Source organism: Haloferax namakaokahaiae (assembly GCF_042663225.1).
GTDB lineage: Archaea > Halobacteriota > Halobacteria > Halobacteriales > Haloferacaceae > Haloferax > Haloferax namakaokahaiae.
Map to the genome: position 1 here is coordinate 255,366 of NZ_JBHTAA010000005.1, position 18,633 is coordinate 273,998.

The following is an 18,633-nucleotide window of genomic DNA, read 5'->3' on the forward strand; positions in this document are numbered from 1 at the left end:
GTATGACACGAAACTCGAACGACACACCGATGCGAGACGTGAGCCACACCAATCCGTACACCGGAGAGACGTTCACCACCGTCTACGAGCGAGGCCCGGCAGTCACCGACGGCGGCCAGACGTCCTCCCCGGAGATGACCGGTGGCTCGGAGACGATGGACGACGTGGACCACACGCCCCGGAACGGCGAGGGAGCACACAGCGTGTGGGAACGAGGCTATGAGGACGTAGGCCGTACAGGTGACGTAGATGAGTGAGGGAACGCTGTACGACAAGGTCTGGGAGAACCACACGGTTTCGGAACTCCCGACGGGACAGACGCAGTTGTTCTGTGGACTGCATCTCATCCACGAGGTGACGAGTCCGCAGGCGTTCGGCATGCTCCAAGAGCGCGACTTAGAGGTCGCCTACCCCGAGCGGACGCACGCGACGGTGGACCACATCGTCCCCACCTCGGACCAGTCGCGCCCATACAGCGACGGCGCGGCCGAGGAGATGATGGCCGAACTGGAACAGAACGTCCGCGAGGCGGGCATCGAGTTCTCGGACCCGACCTCGGGTGACCAGGGTATCGTCCACGTCATCGGGCCGGAACAAGGCCTGACGCAACCCGGAATGACCATCGTCTGTGGTGACTCCCACACCTCGACGCACGGCGCGTTCGGCGCGCTCGCGTTCGGTATCGGGACGAGCCAAATCCGCGACGTGCTCGCCACGCAGACGATTGCGATGGAGAAGAAGAAGGTCCGCAAAATCGAGGTCACGGGCGAACTCGGTCCCGCGGTCGAAGCGAAAGACGTCATCCTCGAAATCATCCGTCGCCTCGGCACCGAGGGCGGCGTCGGCTACGTCTACGAGTACGCCGGCGAGGCCATCGAGAACCTCGATATGGAAGGTCGGATGAGCATCTGCAACATGTCCATCGAAGGCGGCGCTCGCGCGGGCTACGTCAACCCCGACGAGACCACCTACGAGTGGCTGGAACAGACCGACTACTTCCAAGAGAACCCCGAGAAATTCGACGAACTCAAACCCTACTGGGAGTCGGTTCGCTCGGACGACGACGCCGAATACGACGACGTCGTCACCATCGACGGTTCGGAACTCGAACCCGTCGTCACGTGGGGAACGACCCCCGGCCAGGGCGTCGGCATCAGTCAGCCGATTCCGGCCCCGGAAGACCTGCCGGAAGACAAACAGGAGACGGCCCGGATGGCCCAAGAGCACATGCGCGTCACGCCCGGTGAGACCATGGAAGGCTACGAGATCGACGTGGCGTTCCTCGGGTCGTGTACGAACGCCCGCCTGCCGGACCTGCGCCGCGCCGCGGAAGTCGTCGAAGGCCGACAGGTCGCCGATGGCGTCCGCGGGATGGTCGTCCCCGGAAGCCAGCGCGTCAAGGTCGCCGCCGAAGCGGAAGGCTTGGACGAAATCTTCACCGAGGCCGGATTCGAGTGGCGCGAAGCGGGCTGTTCGATGTGTCTCGGCATGAACGAAGACCAGTTAGAGGGCGACGAGGCCTCGGCCTCGTCTTCGAATCGCAACTTCATCGGCCGACAGGGGTCGAAAGACGGCCGGACGGTCCTGATGAATCCGCGCATGGTCGCGGCGGCGGCGGTGACCGGTCACGTCACCGACGTCCGCGAACTGAAGGAGGTACACACCGCATGACCGACGAAATTCCAGAGATACACTCCGTCGCGGGGTCGGGCGTTCCCATCCGCGGCAACGACATCGACACCGACCAGATAATCCCGGCGCGCTTCATGAAGGTCGTCACGTTCGACGGACTCGGCGAGTTCGCGTTCTTCGACCAGCGGTTCGACGACGAAGACAACGAGAAAGACCACGCGCTGAACGAACCGCACTACCAAGACGCCTCGGTGATGGTCGTCAACGCCAACTTCGGCTGTGGTTCCTCGCGCGAACACGCCCCGCAGGCGCTCATGCGCTGGGGTATCGACGCCATCATCGGCGAGTCGTTCGCGGAGATTTTCGCGGGCAACTGCCTCGCACTCGGCATTCCGACGGTCACGGCCGACACCGAAACCGTCGAAGCCATCCAAGCGTGGGTCGAGGAGAACCCCGACGGCGAGATTCACGTCGATGTGAAGGCCGGCACGGTCACCTACGGCGACACCACCGTCGAAGCGACGGTTGACAGCGCCCAGCAGAAAGCCCTCACCGAGGGTGTCTGGGACACGACGGCGCTCATGAAGTCGAACGCCGACGCCGTCGCCGAGAAAGCACGCTCTCTCCCGTACGTCCATGAGTGAGGAAATCGTCGTCATCCCCGGCGATGGAATCGGACAGGAGGTCGTCCCGGCGGCCGTCGAAGTGCTCGAAGCCGTCGGCGACTTCGACTTCGTCGAGGCCGACGCGGGCGACCACGTGAAAGCAGAGACGGGCGAGGCGCTCCCCGACGAGACGTACGAACTCGTCGCGGACGCGGATGCGACCCTGTTCGGCGCGGCGGGCGAGACGGCCGCGGACGTGATTCTCCCGCTCCGGACGGCGGTGGACTCGTTCGTCAACGTCCGCCCGGCGAAAGCCTACCCCGGCGTCGATGCGCTCCGACCCGAGACTGACCTCGTGTTCCTCCGTGAGAACACCGAAGGCGTCTACGCGGGCCACGAAGACCGACTCTCCGACGACCTCTCGACGCTCACGCGCGTGGTGACGACCTCTGCGTCCGAGCGACTCGCGGAGTTCGCCTGCGACTACGTCGGCGGCGAGGGCGGCCACTTCCAGGTCGCGCACAAGGCGAACGTCATGCGCGAGACGGACGGTCGATTCCTCGACGCAGTCGTCGAGACGGCCGAGAAGAACGGCGTCGAAACCGATGCCGTCCTGATGGACGCCTTCGCCACGCACGTCTGTCTCGACCCGACCCAGTTCGACACCGTCGTCTGCCCGAACCTCGCTGGCGACGTGCTCTCGGACCTCGCGGCCGGTTTGGTCGGCGGCCTCGGTCTCCTCCCTTCGGCCAACATCGGTCCGGACAACGCGCTGTTCGAACCCGTCCACGGCACCGCGCCGGACATCGCGGGCGAAGGCATCGCCAACCCCGCCGCGACCATCCTCTCGGCGGCGATGCTCCTCGACCACCTCGGCTACGACGAGGAAGCAGAACGCGTCAACAGCGCCGTGGAGGCCGTCCTCGCGGACGGCCCGCGGACGCCCGACCTCGGCGGCGACGCGTCCACAGAAGACGTGACGGCGGCGGTTCTCGAACACCTCTGAGGCCGATTCGCCGAGACGCACGGTCTCGACTCGATTTTCGTTCTTGATTGGAATTTAACGTCTCGAACAGAGACAGTCGGAATCCAACATAAACAATTATCCCTCCACCTCCCGCTACCTTTCGTATAGCGAGGAACCGGATCTGATGTTACCAGCAGAACGTAGACGCCGTATTGTCGAACTCGTCTCAGAGTCCGACGGCAGGTCCGTCGAGGCCTTAGCCGAGGGATTGGGCTTTTCGAAAGCGACCATCCGCCGCGACCTGCGCGACCTCGAAGACAGAGGACTCATCGAGCGCTCGCACGGCGGCGCAGTCCCGGTCACTTCCGTGGGACGAGAGCGGACGTTCGGTGAAAAAGAAGTGCAGAATCTCGACGCGAAACGTGCAATTGCGAAACGCGCCGTTGACGAACTCATCGAAGGACAGGTCGTCTTCTTCGACGCGGGAACGACGACGATGCAAGTCGCCCGGCAGATGCCCGCCGACAGCAACTTCCTGAGTGTGACGAACTCGCCGCGCCTCGCAATCGAGTTGAACGACGAGGACAACGAGGTGAAACTGACCGGCGGCACCCTTCGCCGCCGGACGCGCGCCTGTGTCGGCCCGACCGCCGAGTCGTTCATGCACCGGACGAACTTCGACTTGCTGTTTCTCGGCACCAACGCCTTCGACGTCGAGGGCGGCCTGACGACCCCGAACGAGGACGAAGCGCGGATGAAAGAGTTGATGGTCGAGAAGGCCGCCCGCGTCGTCCTCGTCGCGGACCACACGAAAATCGGCCGTCGAAGCTTCGTCCAGTTCGCATCGCTCGACGATATTGATACGTTCATCACCGACCGACCGCTCGACGCGAGTCTCCGCGACGAGATAGCGAACTTCGGCGTCGAAGTCGTCGATGGAGTCAGCCAATGATTCTTACCGTCACGCCAAACCCCGCCGTTGACCATACGATTCGATTCGACGAACCGCTCACGACAGACGTCGTCCACCGGACCGACGATGCCGTCTTCACCGCCGGTGGGAAGGGAATCAACGTCGCCAAGTACACCTCCGCGCTCGGCGTCGATGCCACCGCATCCGGATTCTTAGGTGGCCACTTCGGCCGACTCATCCAGGACCGACTCGACGCCGCAGACGTCGCCGCGGATTTCGTCCCTATCGACACCAACACGCGTCTGAACACGACTGTCGTCGCCAGCGACGGCGAGTACAAACTCAACCACAACGGCCCGCACATCGACGCCGACGAGGTTGACCAACTCGTCTCGACGGTGCGAGCGAACGACCCTGAGACGCTCCACATCGGCGGGAGTCTCCCGCCGGGGATGCCGCTTTCGGCTATCGACCGACTCGCGGACGCGGGCGACTGGCGAACCGCAATCGACACGGGCGGAGAGACGCTCACGAAACTTGAGGCGGACTACTTCATCTGCAAGCCGAACGAGTCCGAACTCGCCGACGCGACGGGGCGCTCCGTCGAGACGGTGGACGAGGCCATCGAGGCGGCCGAAGCACTCCGCGAGTACGGCTACGAGTACGTCCTCGCCTCGCTCGGTGGCGACGGCGCAGTCCTCGTCGGTCCCGACGGTGCGTTCTCCGCGCCGGCGCTCGACGTCGAGGTGGTCGATACCGTCGGCGCGGGTGACGCGCTTCTGTCCGGATTCTTGGCCGGCAGAGGGCGAGAGATGAGCGATGTTGACTCGCTTCGATTGGGTGTGCGCACTGCTGCGCACATCGTGAGCGTCGCGGGAACGCACTCGTCGGACCTCGGTCAAGTACTTTCCAGTGACGTACCGGTCGAAATCCTCGCTGAGCACTGAACAGGGTTGCGGGTAATCTTTTATTAACGATTCAAACGCTCAGGAACGTTCATATTCGAAAGGGTTTTTGAGCACATTTGCTTAGTTCTGAAAGAGGGGTGGCAACACTATGGCAAACGACGCAGAAGACGCAGTTCGGTCCTATCTGACATCGGTCAAAGAGGACCTCATGACTGGGGTATCGTTCATGATTCCGTTCGTCACTATCGGCGGAATCTTCCTGGCGCTCGGCTACGCCGTCGCGTCACTTTCGAACAACGTGCAGGACGTATTCAGCAGCACGGGGACCGCTGGCTGGTTCCTCGCGCAAATCGGTGTCGCAGGGCTGACCCTGATGGTGCCGGTGCTCGGTGCCTACATCGCGTACGCGATTGCGGACCGACCGGGTCTCGCACCGGGTTTCATCCTGTCGTACATCATCCAGCAGGGGAACGTCCTGCAAGCCGCAGGTGACGTCATCGGCCTGCAGGGCGGGTCGGCCGGTGCCGGGTACCTCGGCGCTATCGTGGCCGGTTTCCTCGCCGGTCTCGTCGCTCGCTGGTTCAAGCAGCGCGACGTGCCGGAGTTCATCGCACCGATGATGCCGGTGCTCATCATTCCGGTCGCAACGACCGCCGTGCTGACGCCGATTATGCTGTTCGTCCTCGGCGTGCCGATTTCCATCGCAAACGCGAGTCTCACTGGCTTCCTGAGCAACATGCAGGGAGGCAGTCAGGCGGTCCTCTTCGGTGCTATCGTCGGCGCGATGATGGCCGCCGACATGGGCGGTCCCATCAACAAGGTCGCCTACGTGTTCTCCGTCGGTCTCATCTCCGAGGGAGTCACCGCACCGATGGCCGCGGTCATGATTGCGGGGATGGTCCCGCCGATTGGACTGGCCCTGTCGAACTTCATCGCACCGCAGAAGTACGCCGCGGAGATGTACGAGAACGCCAAGAGCGGCGTTCTGCTCGGCTTCTCCTTTATCACCGAGGGAGCGATTCCCTACGCGGCCGCCGACCCCGCACGCGTCATTCCGAGCGTCATCGCCGGGAGTGCAGTCGCGGGCGCGGCGTCGATGGCGCTCGGCGTGACGATGCCTGCTCCCCACGGCGGCATCTTCGTCGTGCCGCTGTCGAACCAGCCGTTCATGTTCATCGCGTGCATCCTGCTCGGGTCGCTCGTGACGGCTGCCATCGCCACGGGAATCAAGCCCGACTTCGACGTGCGCGTCGCCGCACAGAACCAGAACGCAGACGACTGAGACCGACTACCGACTTCATCTTTCAATACCCGACGTAGTACCATGGACGTAGAAGACATCAGCACCATCACACCGCTCGAACTGATCTCGCTCGAAGAACCCCCGGCAACGAAGGAGGGAGCCATCGAGTTCCTCCTCGACCTCGCCGTCGACGCTGGCCGCGTCTCCGACCGCGACGCCGCGCTCGCCGCACTCCTCGAACGCGAGGAGGAAGCCACGACCGGCGTCGGCTTCGGCATCGGCATCCCGCACGCGAAGACGGACACCGTCTCGCAACCGACCGTCGCGTTCGCGCGCTCCACGGAGGGCATCGACTTCGACGCGATGGACGACAAGCCCGCGCGCTTGCTGTTCATGATTCTCGTCCCCGCCGAGGGCGGCGAGGACCACCTGCAGATTCTCAGCGCACTCTCGCGCTCGCTCATGCACGAAGACGTTCGCGAGAATCTGCTCGAAGCAGAGAGCGAGGAGAAAGTACAGGACATCCTCGCGGAGGTGGTCGCCTGATGGAGCGCATCGTCACCGTCGTCCCCGAGGACGGTCTGCACGCCCGCCCCGCTTCGAAGTTCGTCGAGACGGCCAACTCGTTCGATTCGGACATCCAACTCGGCCGCGCCGACGACGGCGACCTCGTCCCCGCCGCGAGCATGCTCGCAGTCACCGGACTTGGCGTCACGGCCGACGAAGACGTTCGACTCGTCGCCGAGGGCGACGACGCCGAGGCGGCACTGGATGCCCTCGAAGACATCCTTTCAACCCCAGAGTCCGAACTGTAACCATGGCGGAACGAACCCTCAACGGTATCGGCGTGACACCGCTCTCGGGCGTCGGGTCGGTCGTCTGGTACCGACCGGAGGCCGACCTTCCAGAGCCACCGGAACCGGCGGACGTGGACGCGGAGTCAGAACTCGCCCGATTCGAATCGGCGCGCGAACGGGCGGCCGACGAACTGCAAGCCGAGCGCGACCAGACCGCCGAACGCGTCGGCGAGGAGGAGGCGGCCGTCTTCGACGCCCACATCCAGTTCCTCAACGACCCGCAGATTTCCGACGGCGTCGAAGAGGCAATCGACGGCGGACTCCCCGCCGAGCACGCCGTCCAGGACGCCTTCTCGGGCTTCATCGAGCAGTTCGAGAACATGGGCGGCCGGATGGGCGAACGCGCGGACGACCTGCGCGACGTTCGTGACCGACTGGTTCGCATCCTCTCGGACGGCGAGCGCGTTGACCTCGCGTCGCTCCCGGAAGGAAGCGTCGTCGTCGCCGAGCGCCTGACGCCGAGCGACACCGCGCAACTCGACCCAGAACGCGTCGCCGGATTCGTCACGACGACCGGCGGCCGAACCTCGCACGCCGCTATCTTCGCCCGCTCGCTCGCCCTGCCCGCGGTCGTGGGCGTCGGCGACGAACTCGACTCGGTCGAAGACGGCGACGAAGTGCTCATCGACGGCGAGGCCGGCCGCGTGGTCGTCCACCCGCACGAAGACACCAAAGCCGAGGCTACGGGCGGTTCAGACGTCGAAATCCGCGACGGCGAAGTCGAGACGAGAGACGGCGTCGAAATCGAAGTCGCCGCGAACATCGGCACGCTCGACGACATCGACCTCGCGGTCGAACGCGGTGCGGACGGTGTCGGTCTCTTCCGCACCGAGTTCCTCTTTCTCGACCGCGAGTCGCCGCCGGACGAAGACGAGCAGTACGAAGCCTACCTGCAGGCGCTCGAAGCCTTCGACGGCGGCCGCATCGTCGTTCGCACGCTCGACATCGGCGGCGACAAACCGATTCCGTACCTCGATTTACCCGACGAAGAGAACCCGTTCCTCGGCGAGCGCGGGATTCGCCGCTCGCTCGGCCCGGATTCGGACCTCTTCGAGACGCAGATTCGCGCGCTCTTGCGCGCCGCAGGGAGTGCCGACGGCGCGAACCTCTCGGTGATGCTCCCGCTCGTCGCCTCGCTGGAGGAACTCCACGAGGCGCGCGAAGTCATCGACGACATCTCCGTTGACCTCGACGCGGTCGGCATCGAGTACGAGATGCCAGAGTTCGGTATCATGATAGAGACGCCCGCGGCCGTGTTCATGGCCGACGAGTTCGCGCCGCACGTGGACTTCTTCAGTATCGGCACGAACGACCTCGCGCAGTACGTCATGGCCGCAGAGCGCGGTAACGAGCGCGTCTCCGACCTCGGAGACTACCGCCAGCCCGCCGTCCTGCGCGCCATCGCTCAGACGGTCGAAGCCGCCGACGGCGACGACTGTTGGGTCGGCATGTGCGGCGAGATGGCCGGCGACCCCGAGTTGACGGAACTACTCGTCGGTCTCGGACTCGACGAGTTGAGCATGAGCGCCGTCACGGTGCCGCACGTCAAAGCGGCCGTCACGGAGACGGACACCGCCGAAGCAGAGGCGCTCGCCGCTCGCGTTCGCTCGGCCAGCACCAAAAGTGAAGTCACAGAAATCCTAACAGAAAGCCAATGAAACTCGTAGCAGTCACATCCTGTCCGACCGGAATCGCTCACAGCCAGATGGCCGCAGAGAACCTCCTGCAGTCGGCCGAGAAACTCGGCCACGACATCGACGTCGAAGTGCAGGGGGCGATGGGGACCCAAGACGAACTCTCTGCTGAGGCTATCGAGGCGGCAGAGGCAGTCATCATCACCTCCGACACCTCGGTCAGCCGCGACCGATTCGACGGGAAACTCGTCGTCAAGGGCACCGTCAAAGACGGCGTCAACAACGCCGAGGCGGTCATCGAGCGCGCCGTCGAACTCGCAGAAGCGGGCAAGACCGGCAACGTCACCTTCGGCAGCGACGACGACGGCGAAGACGCGTCGAGCGAGCGTTCGGCCGATTCCGGTGCGAGCGAAGAACCAGTTCGTCGCGGCGGCGACCCCGAAAAGGGACTCTTCGCCCGTCTGAAGAAGCTGTTCTCCTAGGCCCGTCGCGCTCACGGCCGCCCCGCTCTCTCCGTTTGTCACCCGTCGATAGCGACGCGTCTCGCATCGCGTGCAAAAATTAACTCGGTGACGAACGAACAGATTCGTGCAAAAGCGAACGCGACTTCCCATAGATTATTATCCTCGCACACGATGTGAACACGAGGTGAACGTCTAATGCCGTTCTACGGCGGGGAAGAACTCGCCAGTGTATACGATGAGGCGCTCGACGAAGGGTTCGGTCTCGTTGCGAGTAACATCGCAGAGCCGAACGTGATGATGGGGCTGATGGAAGGTGCCGACCGGATGGATTCGGACCTCTTGCTCCAGATGAGTGGTGGGGCCTGCAAGTTCGCCGGCAACGGCGACCCGGTCGCGGGCCTGCAGGCGATGGGCACGTACATCGAGACCATCGCCGAGCAGTACGACATCGGGGTCTTTCTGAACATGGACCACCAGACCGACCTCGAACTCATCGAGAAACAGATCGAACTCGACATCCCGTCGTCCATCATGATCGACGCCTCGCACCACCCGTTCGAGGAGAACGTCGAAACCAGCCGCGAGGTCGTCGAGATGGTCGAAGAGGCCGGCTCCGACATCCTCGTCGAAGCCGAACTCGGCCAAATCAAGGGTGTCGAAGACGAAATCGAGGCCGAGGAGGCCTTCTACACCGACCCCGAACAGGCCGTCGAGTTCGTAGACCGGACGGGTGCCGACCTGCTCGCTATCTCGGTCGGAACCCAGCACGGTGTCGCCAAGGGCAAAGACCTCGAACTGCGCCCGGACCTCGCCCACGACATCCGACAGGCCCTCCGCGACCACGGTCTGGACACGCCGCTCGTCCTCCACGGTTCCTCGGGCGTCCAACCCGACCAACTGCAAGAGATGCTCCAGCACGGCATCTGTAAGGTCAACAAGGACACGCGCTACCAGTACGAGTACACGCGCACGGCCTACGACCTCTACAGCGAGGACCCGAACGCCATCGTCCCGCCGGAAGGCGTCGAAGACGCCCGCGACACGTTCTTCAACGAGACCGAGTGGTCGCCGAACAAGGACGTGTTCGACCCCCGCGTCGTCGGCCGCGACATCCGCGAACGCATCGCGGACGTTCACGCCGACCTGACGGAAGTCTCGGGCAGCGCCGGCAACTCGCTGTTCAAGTAACGGAGACGGCACTCTGTCGCCACATTTCTTCGGTTTCGCATCGCCGACAGCGACTGTGTTGTCGGTTTCGTATTCGTGTGTTCCCGACCAGTCGCTTAAGCCGCTTCGAGACGTGGATACGACTATGCCCCAGATACACCTCGACGAGAACACTATCGGCCGACTCGACGACCTTCGAGAAGAGGACGAAGACTACGACGAACTCATCAACGAACTCATCAACATCTATCAGGCGAGCGAACTCACGATGTTCCACGCGGGCGACGAGTACTGAACCGGCCTACTCCTGATAGGCGATTCGAACTTGCTCCCACGTGCCCTTGTTTTCGAGGTGCTCCTGTAGCATGTCGGCGTAGGATTGGGTCATCCGCTCTGCGTCTTCGAGTTTCTCGTCGTGGTCTTTGCTGCCCCCGCCACCGAGACCGAGTGCGCCCTTGATGGAATCGACGATGCTCCCGCCACCCGACGAGGACTGACCGCCGCCGCCCATCGCACCCATCTGCTTTCGGATGTTGTCGAGTTCCGGAATTATCATCGGAATCTTCTCGGTATCCGCGACGAGGCGGGCGTTTTCGGGGTCGTCGGCGTTCTCGATTTCGAACTCCGTCGCCGTCATGATAAGCCCCCACTCCTGACTCGAAAACTGCGAGTTCATCACGTGTTCGTTGAACTCGCGGTCAACTGCCATTCGGTCGCCGACGATGCTGTCGGTCCAGTGTGCCATGGGGACATGTCATCGTCGGACTGGTATCAGGGTTGCGGGAACTCGCCCCCGCACGTGGATTTAATCGCGTGGCTACCCTCTCTCACTCATGGAACGGTACGACCTACTGTACCGACTGTACGAGGAGTTCGACGCCGAGTCGGTTCGGGAGTCGCAGGATTTCATCGACCTCCTGCCCCCGCTCGATTCGTCCGTCGCGCTCTCTCACTGGCAGGCGGTCAACGACGAACTGACCGAGCAGAAAGACCACATCCGGCGCGCCTTCGCCGACGGTGACCGCTACGCCGAACTCGCCGCCCACGCCACGCGCGACGAGGCGTTCACCGCACTCGACCTTTATACCAAGTACGGTCGCTCGGTCAACGCGCTCGTCCTCGACGTGGACGAGACGCTGCGCTCTGCGGGGCGGACGGACAACGAAATCCCCCGCGAAGTGCTCCATCTCCTCACCGAGTTGTACGAGTTGGACGTACCCATCGTCATCTGCACCGGCCAGACGCTGGAGAACGTCAAGGGGTTCATGATTCAGGGCATGGGGAACACGCTCGTCCACTCGGGGAACTTCAGCATCGTCTACGAGGCGGGCACCGGCGTCTTCACGCCGGGCCACGGGTCGGATACGAAGCGACTGCTCTACGAGTCGTTGGACGAGACGGTGCAGTCCGTCTTCGAGGGCGTCCGCGGGGGGGTAATGCGTGAACTCCCAGAGAGCCTTCGAGGGGACGTCCACCTCCAGGGCAACGAGTTCAACGTCACGCTGAAACCGAACTTCGAGACCGGAAGCGACGAGGCAGAGCGCGTCATCGACGAGTCGCTCGTGTTCATGCTGGACCTGTTGGGGAGCGTCGTCACCGACCGCGAAGACGGTTCGACGTGGGCGCGAGCGTACTACGCAGACTCGGACTCCGAAATCGCCGGCGTGCTCGACGCCTTGGGAGCAGAGACGGGTTCGATAGCCGAAATCCCCGACGACGTGTACGAGACGTTCGAGCGCATCACCGTCGCCTACTACCACGCCGACGCCGCGGAACTCTCGGCGGTAGCGTTGAACAAGGCCGCGGGCGTCGAAGCGGCGCTCGACGTGCTCGGCATCGACGACCCATTTATCCTCATGATGGGCGATTCGAAGTCCGACAGGAAAGTGATGGAGTGGGCCGCAGACGGGAAGCGTGGTATCTCTGCGGCACCCGAACACAGTTCCGAGACGGTCCTCGAACAGGTTCGAAGCACCGACGACCTCGTCTTCGACCGGGGCGATGCGGCCTCGATTCTCCGAACCGTGTACGCGCTCAACCTCCTGACGGACTGAGTCCGTCCCGGTTCAGCGCGCACGCTCAGAGGGTTGGTACAGAAAAGTGGAACGTGAGGGACCGACTTAGCTGACAGTACACTGGTCACCAGTGCCTTCGGCCGGTTTTTCTGGCTCTTCAGGGGTGGGAGTTGGAGTCGATTGGTCGTTCGAATCGTCGTCGTCGTCGTCGTTCGACTCTGACTCGTTGTCGTTGCTGTCGTTGCTGTCGTTACTGTCGGAGTCGTCGTTCGTGTCTTTCGAGGAGGAACTGCTCTTTTTCTTCTTCTTGCTCGAACTGCTCTTTGCGACGGGTGTCTGCGTCGTGGTCTCCGTGTCGTTGGCCGCGACGAACTGCTCTTCATCGTCCGGTTCGTCCGTCGGTGTCGGCGTCGAGTCGTCAACGATGACCGGTTCGTTGTCGTCTTCGTCCGTGTCGGTGTCGGTGTCGTCGGTCACCGCGTCGCCGACGTTTCCGTCGGTGCTTGCGAACGACGCGTCGAACGTCGTGTCCGTCTCGTCGGTTTGGTCGGGTGCGAACGGCCCACCGATGAGGAACGATGCCCCGACGACGGTGAAGACGACGAACACGATGCCGATGCCCTTGAGACTCACGTGCGTACACCTCGCGTCTGGGGTGTCGTGCAGATGAGACTTTGGGTCTCACGGGCACGACGGGCTGTTCCGCGGAACGGTTCTGCAATAGTGGTTGGTACCATATCCGAGATTCTATTTGATACGAGAGGATTTCGTTACGAATTATCTACCACCGTTCGGCGAAGACTGAAAATTTAGACGGAGTGACGGTCAGTGAAACACTGAAATTCACGAGAAACCGTCTTTCCGTCCAGCACATATCTCTGGCTTAACTCGGGGATTAACGCGGGAATATCTGCCGTCGAACCGGTAGCACACTTGCGTCGGAGAGAAAAGCGTACGAAAAAACGAGACCACGATGGAGTGGGGTGTCGCCGAAGAGAGACCTGTGTAGTGGTTTGCACACGAGTTCGGGGGCGGACACACCCAAATGGCAGCGGAGTAGCTCAGTGAATGCCCAGTTCAGTTCGTTCGGTCACGCTTCGACCATCACCTCTGTTCGTTCAACGTATCCCATGACACGTCTCTCCGTACGGTGGGAACCCTATTCGTTACGTTCTCTCTACCTGACTATCTCGTACTCGTGACTTTCAGGAATTACAGAGTATGTGGGTTGGTGTGGTCTAACAGACCCAAATTCGGCTTTTCGTGAGACAGCGCCGTGGTTAGTCTGCCAATAGCCGCGTCCAGTCCGGTTTTCATACGGTCTTAACGGGGTGATACTCAGGAATTTCGACACGCGAGTTATTGTCGTCACGCGGCGTAAGGGACGGGATGACTGCCTCGACAGAACGCATCGTCTCGGTCGCCTCGGAGTGGCCGGGCGTCGAAACCGCCCCGCACCGATTCGGCGGAACCGAATTTCTCGTCGCGGACAAAGAGATCGGCCACGTCCACCACGCGGGTATCCTCGATTTGGCCATCACGCGTCGCGTCCGCGACCTGCTCATCGAGACGGGGCGCTCCGAACCGCACCACGTCCTCCCCGACTCGGCGTGGGTGACCTACCGCGTCCGCGACGAGACGGACGTAGACGGCGCGCTCCAGATTCTCCGACTCGCGTATCTGTGGCGACTGCTCTCGTTGCGACGACGAAACGTGGACCTCGACCCGCGACTGGACGTGGACGCCGACCTCACGGTCCTCGGTCTCCCACCCGAAATCGACCGCCTCACCCGCGACACGTTCACCGACGCGTTCGACTCGCGCGCGTCGGCCTGAGTGGGTCGAACTCTGAGCGGGTCGGAGTTTTTTCTTTGCCGTGAAACTGCCCACCCGGAGAGCCGCCGCGTCAGAAAAACTTTACTACCGTTCGAGTAAACCACCACTCATGGGTAAGAACTACGCGGACCTTCACGACCCGAACGCGGAGTACACGATGCGTGAACTCTCCGCCGAGACGATGGGCGTGACGGCGAAGCGCGGCGGCGGCCGCGACGTGGAAATCACCGACGTGCAGACGACGATGGTCGATGGGAACTTCCCGTGGACGCTCGTCCGAATCTCCACCGACGCGGGCATCGTCGGCACCGGCGAGGCCTACTGGGGCGCGGGCGTCCCCGAACTCATCGAGCGCATGAAACCCTTTATCATCGGCGAGAACCCGCTCGACATCGACCGCCTGTTCGAGCACCTCGTCCAGAAGATGTCCGGCGAAGGCTCCGTCGAGGGCGTCACCGTCACGGCCATCTCCGGCATCGAAATCGCGCTTCACGACCTCGCGGGGAAGATTCTCGAAGTTCCCGCCTACCAACTCCTCGGCGGTAAGTACCGCGACCAAGTTCGTGTCTACTGTGACTGCCACACGGCCGACGAGGCCGACCCGCAGGCGTGTGCGGACGAAGCAGAGCGCGTCGTCGAAGAACTCGGCTACGACGCACTGAAGTTCGACCTCGACGTTCCCTCGGGTCTCGAAAAGGACCGCGCGAACCGCCACCTTCGCCCCGGCGAGATTCGCCACAAGGCCGAAATCGTCGAAGCCGTCACCGAGCGCGTCAAGGACCGCGCGGACGTCGCCTTCGACTGCCACTGGACCTTCTCGGGCGGCAGCGCCAAGCGCCTCGCGGCGGCCATCGAGGACTACGACGTGTGGTGGCTCGAAGACCCCGTCCCGCCGGAGAACCTCGAAGTCCAAGAGGAGGTCACGAAGTCCACGCTCACGCCCATCACGGTCGGTGAGAACCGCTACCGCGTGACCGAGCTTCGCCGCCTCATCCAGAACCAAGCGGTGGACATCGTCGCGCCCGACATGCCCAAGGTCGGCGGCATGCGCGAGACGCGCAAAATCGCGGACGTGGCCAACCAGTACTACGTGCCGGTGGCCATGCACAACGTCTCGTCGCCCATCGCAACAATGGCATCTGCGCACGTCGGAACGTCGATTCCGAACGCGCTGGCAGTCGAGTACCACAGCTACCAACTCGGCTGGTGGGAGGACCTCGTCGAAGAGACGGTCATCGAGAACGGCTACATCGAAATTCCCGAACAGCCGGGTCTCGGCCTGACGCTCGACATGGACGCCGTCGAGGAGCACATGGTCGAAGGCGAGACGTTGTTCGACGAAGCGTAAGCGAAGTCGAGCACGTGAGACTCCCGTCTCACGGAGTTCGACGAGGAGTGAAACGACTCGTCGGGCAAGCAGAGCTTCGCTCTGCGTTGTTTGACGAGGCGTAAGCCGAAGTCAAGCCAGCAAATCTCTGATTTGCGTCGTTCGATTGAGCGGAGCGAAATCGAGTACGTGAGCCATTCGACTCCCGGAATTCGATTGAGCGAAGCGAAATCGAGTGAGCCGAACTTTGTTCGGCGCTATTCGACGAAGCGTAAGGCGAATTCAAGCCTCGATACTCTCGATTTCTAGTACCTACCGACGGCGACCTCCTAGCTAGTTTTTGTCAACTCGCTACGTAGTTTGGTAGCACATGCCCGACTACACCATCGACTACGAACTGAGCGACGACGACGAGAACATCCACAACAAGTGGGACAATCGACTCGAACCGCGGGTGACCGTCCAACCCGGCGAAGTGGTTCGATTCGAGTGCCGTGACGCGCTGGATAGGCAACTCACTCGGGAATCGACGGTCGAAGACATGGTCAACGCGAGTTTCGACCCGGTCCATCCGCTGACGGGTCCGGTCGCGGTCGAAGGCGCGGAACCCGGCGACGTGCTCGCGGTCGAGTTCCTCGACTTCGAACACAAAGGCTGGGGCTATACGGGCTACATGCCGGGCGAGATGGAACTCGGGTTGCTCCACGAGGACTTCGACGGCGCAGGACTGTACATCTGGGACCTCGACGACGAGGTGGCCCACTTCGCCCACGGAATCGACGTTCCGCTGGATATGTTCCCCGGAATCGCTGGCGTCGCGCCGGCGGCGGATGGCGCGCACAACACACTGCCGCCGCGCGACACCGGCGGAAACTTCGATATCAAACATCTCACGAAGGGTTCGACGCTCTACCTGCCAATCGAAGTCGAAGGCGCGTTGTTTTCGACCGCCGACTGTCACGCGGCGCAGGGTGACGGCGAGGTGTGTGTGACCGGCATCGAGGCTCCGATGTTCGTCACCGCCAGATTCGACGTGCTGAAAGACAAGTCCATCGAGCAACCGGAGTTCGAGACCAACGGGCCGTTTACGCCCACCGGCCGCGACGAACCGATGTACGGGACGACGGGCATCGCCGACGACCTGATGGAGGCGACGAAGAAGGCGGTTCGGCACATGATTACCCACCTCGAAACCGAGCACGGACTGACTCGCGGCGAGGCCTACATCCTCTGCTCGGCGGCCGTGGATCTCAAAATCAACGAAGTCGTGGACGCGCCCAACTGGACGGTCTCGGCGTACCTGCCGAAGAGTATCTTCCCCTAATCGACCAAGTGGACGCCGCCACTGGGTCGGCACGCGAACACGCGTGCATCCGGGCCAACGCGGTCTGACAGGTCGCTCCGAATCTCCTCTTTTGCTCGTTCGAGCACTGAACCACCGACCAGTGCGACTGCGCTGCCGCCGAACCCACCCCCAGTCATCCGCGCACCGTAGACACCCTCGACACCAATCGCCAGTTCGACCGCGGCGTCCAGCTCGTCGCAACTCACCTCGTAGTCGTCGCGCAGACTCTCGTGACTCTCGACCATCGCGGTTCCGACCGCGTCGAAGTCGCCGTCGGCGAGGGCATCACGGGCGCGCTCGACGCGAGCGTTCTCGCCGAGAACGTGGCGGGCGCGACGATACTCGGTCGGCGTCAGGGCCTCGCGGTGCCGTTCGAGGTCCGCCTCAGAAACGTCGCTAAGCGACCCAATCTCTCGACCGGCGGAGATACTGAGCGCGGACACTGCGCTCCGACACTCGCGCACCCGGTCGTTGTATCCCGAGTCAGCGAGCGCGTGCGAGACGCCGGTGTCGATGACGAGGAGACCGAGGTTCGCATCTCCGAGCGGGACCTGTTCGACTTCGCGCGTTCGACAGTCCAAGAAGAGCGCCGAACCGGGTTCGCAGAGCGCGACTGCGAACTGGTCGAGAATGCCGCACTCGACGCCGACGCCTTCGCGCTCGGCGCGCCAACACGCGAGCGCGAGGTCACGAGCCGAGATGTCGATGCCGCCCAGTTCGACCAGTGTCCGCCCCACTGCGAGTTCGAGCGCAGCGGACGACGAGAGTCCCGCTCCGGTCGGCAGATTCGAGGTAATCGCCAGTTCGACGCCCGGAATCGACCCTCTCTCGCGGAGCGCGTCCGCAACCGCCGCGACGTAGGCGACCCAGCCGTCGGGGACGTCTCCCGGTTCGATGGTTCGGATTTCGTCGAAGTCGCTGGCGTAGGCGTGGATGGTACTGTCGTCGCGGGGGCGAGCAGCGACGGCGACGTGTCGGTCAACGGCGATGGGGAGACACAGACCCTCGTTGTAATCGGTGTGGCCGCCGACAAGGTTGACGCGGCCGGGGGCGAGTGCGACGACTGGGTCGTTGCCGTCGCCGTCTCCGTCTTTTCCGAACGCCTCGATGAGTGCCGATTTCGCACGTGAATCGAGCGGCGAGTTCACCGCCACTATTCCTCCACCTTAGGCTCTTCACCGAGACGCGCGGCGATTGCTTTTCCCATCTCTCGCGGGTTTGCTTCGGTTATCGTCAGCCCCGAGCCAACGGTGACGCGACCGGATTCGACGACTTCGGCACAGATTCCGCCGCGTTGCTCGCGGAGTGCCTCAATCACGTCCTCGTCGTCGATGAGACCAGCGAGGTATGCACAAGGGGGTCTGAGCCTCGTGCCGCGAAGCGTCGCCTCGCCCAGCGTGAACGTCGAATCGAGGAGGTCGGCCGGGTCGATACCGCTCACGACGACGTTGCGTCGGTGCGCACCGTTCGAGAGGTCAACGTCGAACGTCTCGCGGGCGTCTTCGAGCACCGCCGCATCGACGAGCGTCACCTGACAGCCGTCGGTCGCCGAGTAGTAGCCAGTGCCGTCGAAGTAGCGGTCACCCTCGATGCCGCCGGGTTTCACCACCACCGCGTCGTGGGTGACCATCGGTTCGCCCTTCCCCGGCGCGGTGTAGAGTGCTTCCACGCGCCCGGTCGTTCCCGAACTCATACGTCACCTGCGGCCGCCAGCCTCGAA

21 protein-coding genes are annotated in these 18,633 nt (G+C 63.1%); 17 read left to right on the plus strand and 4 right to left on the minus strand.

All coding sequences use genetic code 11. The features are described from left to right. Window positions 1-2 precede the first annotated feature (2 nt). From ACFQJC_RS08720 to ACFQJC_RS08780, 13 genes are all read left to right on the plus strand, one after another. Window positions 3-257, plus strand: a complete 255-nt coding sequence (locus ACFQJC_RS08720; protein ID WP_390222937.1) for a hypothetical protein — start codon at window positions 3-5, stop codon at window positions 255-257. Beyond that, a complete protein-coding gene (leuC, locus tag ACFQJC_RS08725) occupies window positions 250-1,671 on the plus strand; it encodes a 3-isopropylmalate dehydratase large subunit (RefSeq protein ID WP_390222938.1) in 1,422 nt (473 codons plus the stop codon). Before ACFQJC_RS08720 ends, leuC begins: the two co-directional genes overlap by 8 nt. Then, window positions 1,668-2,276, plus strand: a complete 609-nt coding sequence (leuD, locus tag ACFQJC_RS08730) for a 3-isopropylmalate dehydratase small subunit (RefSeq protein WP_390222939.1) — start codon at window positions 1,668-1,670, stop codon at window positions 2,274-2,276. The genes leuC and leuD overlap by 4 nt, the downstream gene beginning before the upstream one ends. Further along, entirely contained in the window at window positions 2,269-3,243 is a 975-nt protein-coding gene (gene leuB / locus ACFQJC_RS08735) for a 3-isopropylmalate dehydrogenase (protein WP_390222940.1), read from the plus strand. Before leuD ends, leuB begins: the two co-directional genes overlap by 8 nt. Before the next feature lie 145 nt (window positions 3,244-3,388). Beyond that, window positions 3,389-4,156, plus strand: coding sequence for an HTH-type transcriptional regulator GlpR (gene glpR / locus ACFQJC_RS08740; protein ID WP_390222941.1), 768 nt, complete (start codon window positions 3,389-3,391; stop codon window positions 4,154-4,156). Further along, complete coding sequence (gene pfkB / locus ACFQJC_RS08745) at window positions 4,153-5,064, plus strand: 1-phosphofructokinase (RefSeq protein WP_390222942.1); 912 nt, start codon at window positions 4,153-4,155, stop codon at window positions 5,062-5,064. Before glpR ends, pfkB begins: the two co-directional genes overlap by 4 nt. 109 nt (window positions 5,065-5,173) lie before the next feature. Then, window positions 5,174-6,307: a fructose PTS transporter subunit IIC gene (gene ptfC, locus ACFQJC_RS08750; RefSeq protein WP_390222943.1), complete on the plus strand. Its 1,134-nt coding sequence runs from the start codon at window positions 5,174-5,176 to the stop codon at window positions 6,305-6,307. Window positions 6,308-6,349: 42 nt separating this feature from the next. Beyond that, window positions 6,350-6,814, plus strand: a complete 465-nt coding sequence (ptfA, locus tag ACFQJC_RS08755; protein ID WP_390222944.1) for a fructose PTS transporter subunit IIA — start codon at window positions 6,350-6,352, stop codon at window positions 6,812-6,814. Then, window positions 6,814-7,083: a phosphocarrier protein HPr gene (gene ptsH1, locus ACFQJC_RS08760; protein ID WP_390222945.1), complete on the plus strand. Its 270-nt coding sequence runs from the start codon at window positions 6,814-6,816 to the stop codon at window positions 7,081-7,083. The genes ptfA and ptsH1 overlap by 1 nt, the downstream gene beginning before the upstream one ends. Before the next feature lie 2 nt (window positions 7,084-7,085). Next, window positions 7,086-8,783, plus strand: coding sequence for a phosphoenolpyruvate--protein phosphotransferase (gene ptsP / locus ACFQJC_RS08765; protein ID WP_390222946.1), 1,698 nt, complete (start codon window positions 7,086-7,088; stop codon window positions 8,781-8,783). Then, the gene (gene ptfB, locus ACFQJC_RS08770) at window positions 8,780-9,241 is read left to right on the plus strand and encodes a fructose PTS transporter subunit IIB (protein ID WP_390222947.1); all 462 of its coding nucleotides are present in this window, start codon (window positions 8,780-8,782) and stop codon (window positions 9,239-9,241) included. Before ptsP ends, ptfB begins: the two co-directional genes overlap by 4 nt. 177 nt (window positions 9,242-9,418) lie before the next feature. Continuing rightward, complete coding sequence (gene fba, locus ACFQJC_RS08775; protein WP_390222948.1) at window positions 9,419-10,411, plus strand: class II fructose-bisphosphate aldolase; 993 nt, start codon at window positions 9,419-9,421, stop codon at window positions 10,409-10,411. Window positions 10,412-10,535: 124 nt separating this feature from the next. After that, on the plus strand, window positions 10,536-10,685 hold the full coding sequence (locus ACFQJC_RS08780; protein ID WP_390222949.1) for a DUF7557 family protein: 150 nt from the start codon (window positions 10,536-10,538) through the stop codon (window positions 10,683-10,685). Window positions 10,686-10,691: 6 nt separating this feature from the next. Here the strand turns inward: ACFQJC_RS08780 and ACFQJC_RS08785 are convergent, their stop codons facing one another. Next, entirely contained in the window at window positions 10,692-11,135 is a 444-nt protein-coding gene (locus ACFQJC_RS08785; RefSeq protein WP_390222950.1) for a DUF5799 family protein, read from the minus strand. Between the two features lie 88 nt (window positions 11,136-11,223). Between ACFQJC_RS08785 and ACFQJC_RS08790 the strand changes: the two genes are divergently transcribed. Then, window positions 11,224-12,444 carry a Cof-type HAD-IIB family hydrolase gene (locus tag ACFQJC_RS08790; RefSeq protein ID WP_390222951.1) on the plus strand — a complete coding sequence of 407 codons (1,221 nt, stop codon included), beginning with the start codon at window positions 11,224-11,226 and terminating at the stop codon, window positions 12,442-12,444. A gap of 66 nt (window positions 12,445-12,510) precedes the next feature. Here the strand turns inward: ACFQJC_RS08790 and ACFQJC_RS08795 are convergent, their stop codons facing one another. After that, the gene (locus tag ACFQJC_RS08795) at window positions 12,511-13,038 is read right to left on the minus strand and encodes a hypothetical protein (protein ID WP_390222952.1); all 528 of its coding nucleotides are present in this window, start codon (window positions 13,036-13,038) and stop codon (window positions 12,511-12,513) included. Between the two features lie 756 nt (window positions 13,039-13,794). Here ACFQJC_RS08795 and ACFQJC_RS08800 point away from each other — a divergent pair. The 3 genes from ACFQJC_RS08800 (at window position 13,795) to ACFQJC_RS08810 (ending at window position 16,892) form a co-directional block, all read left to right on the plus strand. Next, the gene (locus ACFQJC_RS08800) at window positions 13,795-14,241 is read left to right on the plus strand and encodes a luciferase domain-containing protein (protein WP_390222953.1); all 447 of its coding nucleotides are present in this window, start codon (window positions 13,795-13,797) and stop codon (window positions 14,239-14,241) included. Window positions 14,242-14,350: 109 nt separating this feature from the next. Further along, window positions 14,351-15,589, plus strand: a complete 1,239-nt coding sequence (locus ACFQJC_RS08805) for a mandelate racemase/muconate lactonizing enzyme family protein (RefSeq protein WP_390222954.1) — start codon at window positions 14,351-14,353, stop codon at window positions 15,587-15,589. Window positions 15,590-15,938: 349 nt separating this feature from the next. After that, window positions 15,939-16,892: an acetamidase/formamidase family protein gene (locus ACFQJC_RS08810; protein ID WP_390222955.1), complete on the plus strand. Its 954-nt coding sequence runs from the start codon at window positions 15,939-15,941 to the stop codon at window positions 16,890-16,892. On the opposite strand, the gene galK is transcribed toward ACFQJC_RS08810, so the two are convergent. After that, window positions 16,889-18,070 carry a galactokinase gene (gene galK / locus ACFQJC_RS08815; protein WP_390225572.1) on the minus strand — a complete coding sequence of 394 codons (1,182 nt, stop codon included), beginning with the start codon at window positions 18,068-18,070 and terminating at the stop codon, window positions 16,889-16,891. The genes ACFQJC_RS08810 and galK overlap by 4 nt on opposite strands. Next, complete coding sequence (locus ACFQJC_RS08820) at window positions 18,067-18,606, minus strand: MOSC domain-containing protein (protein WP_390222956.1); 540 nt, start codon at window positions 18,604-18,606, stop codon at window positions 18,067-18,069. Before ACFQJC_RS08820 ends, galK begins: the two co-directional genes overlap by 4 nt. Between the last annotated feature and the right edge of the window lie 27 nt (window positions 18,607-18,633).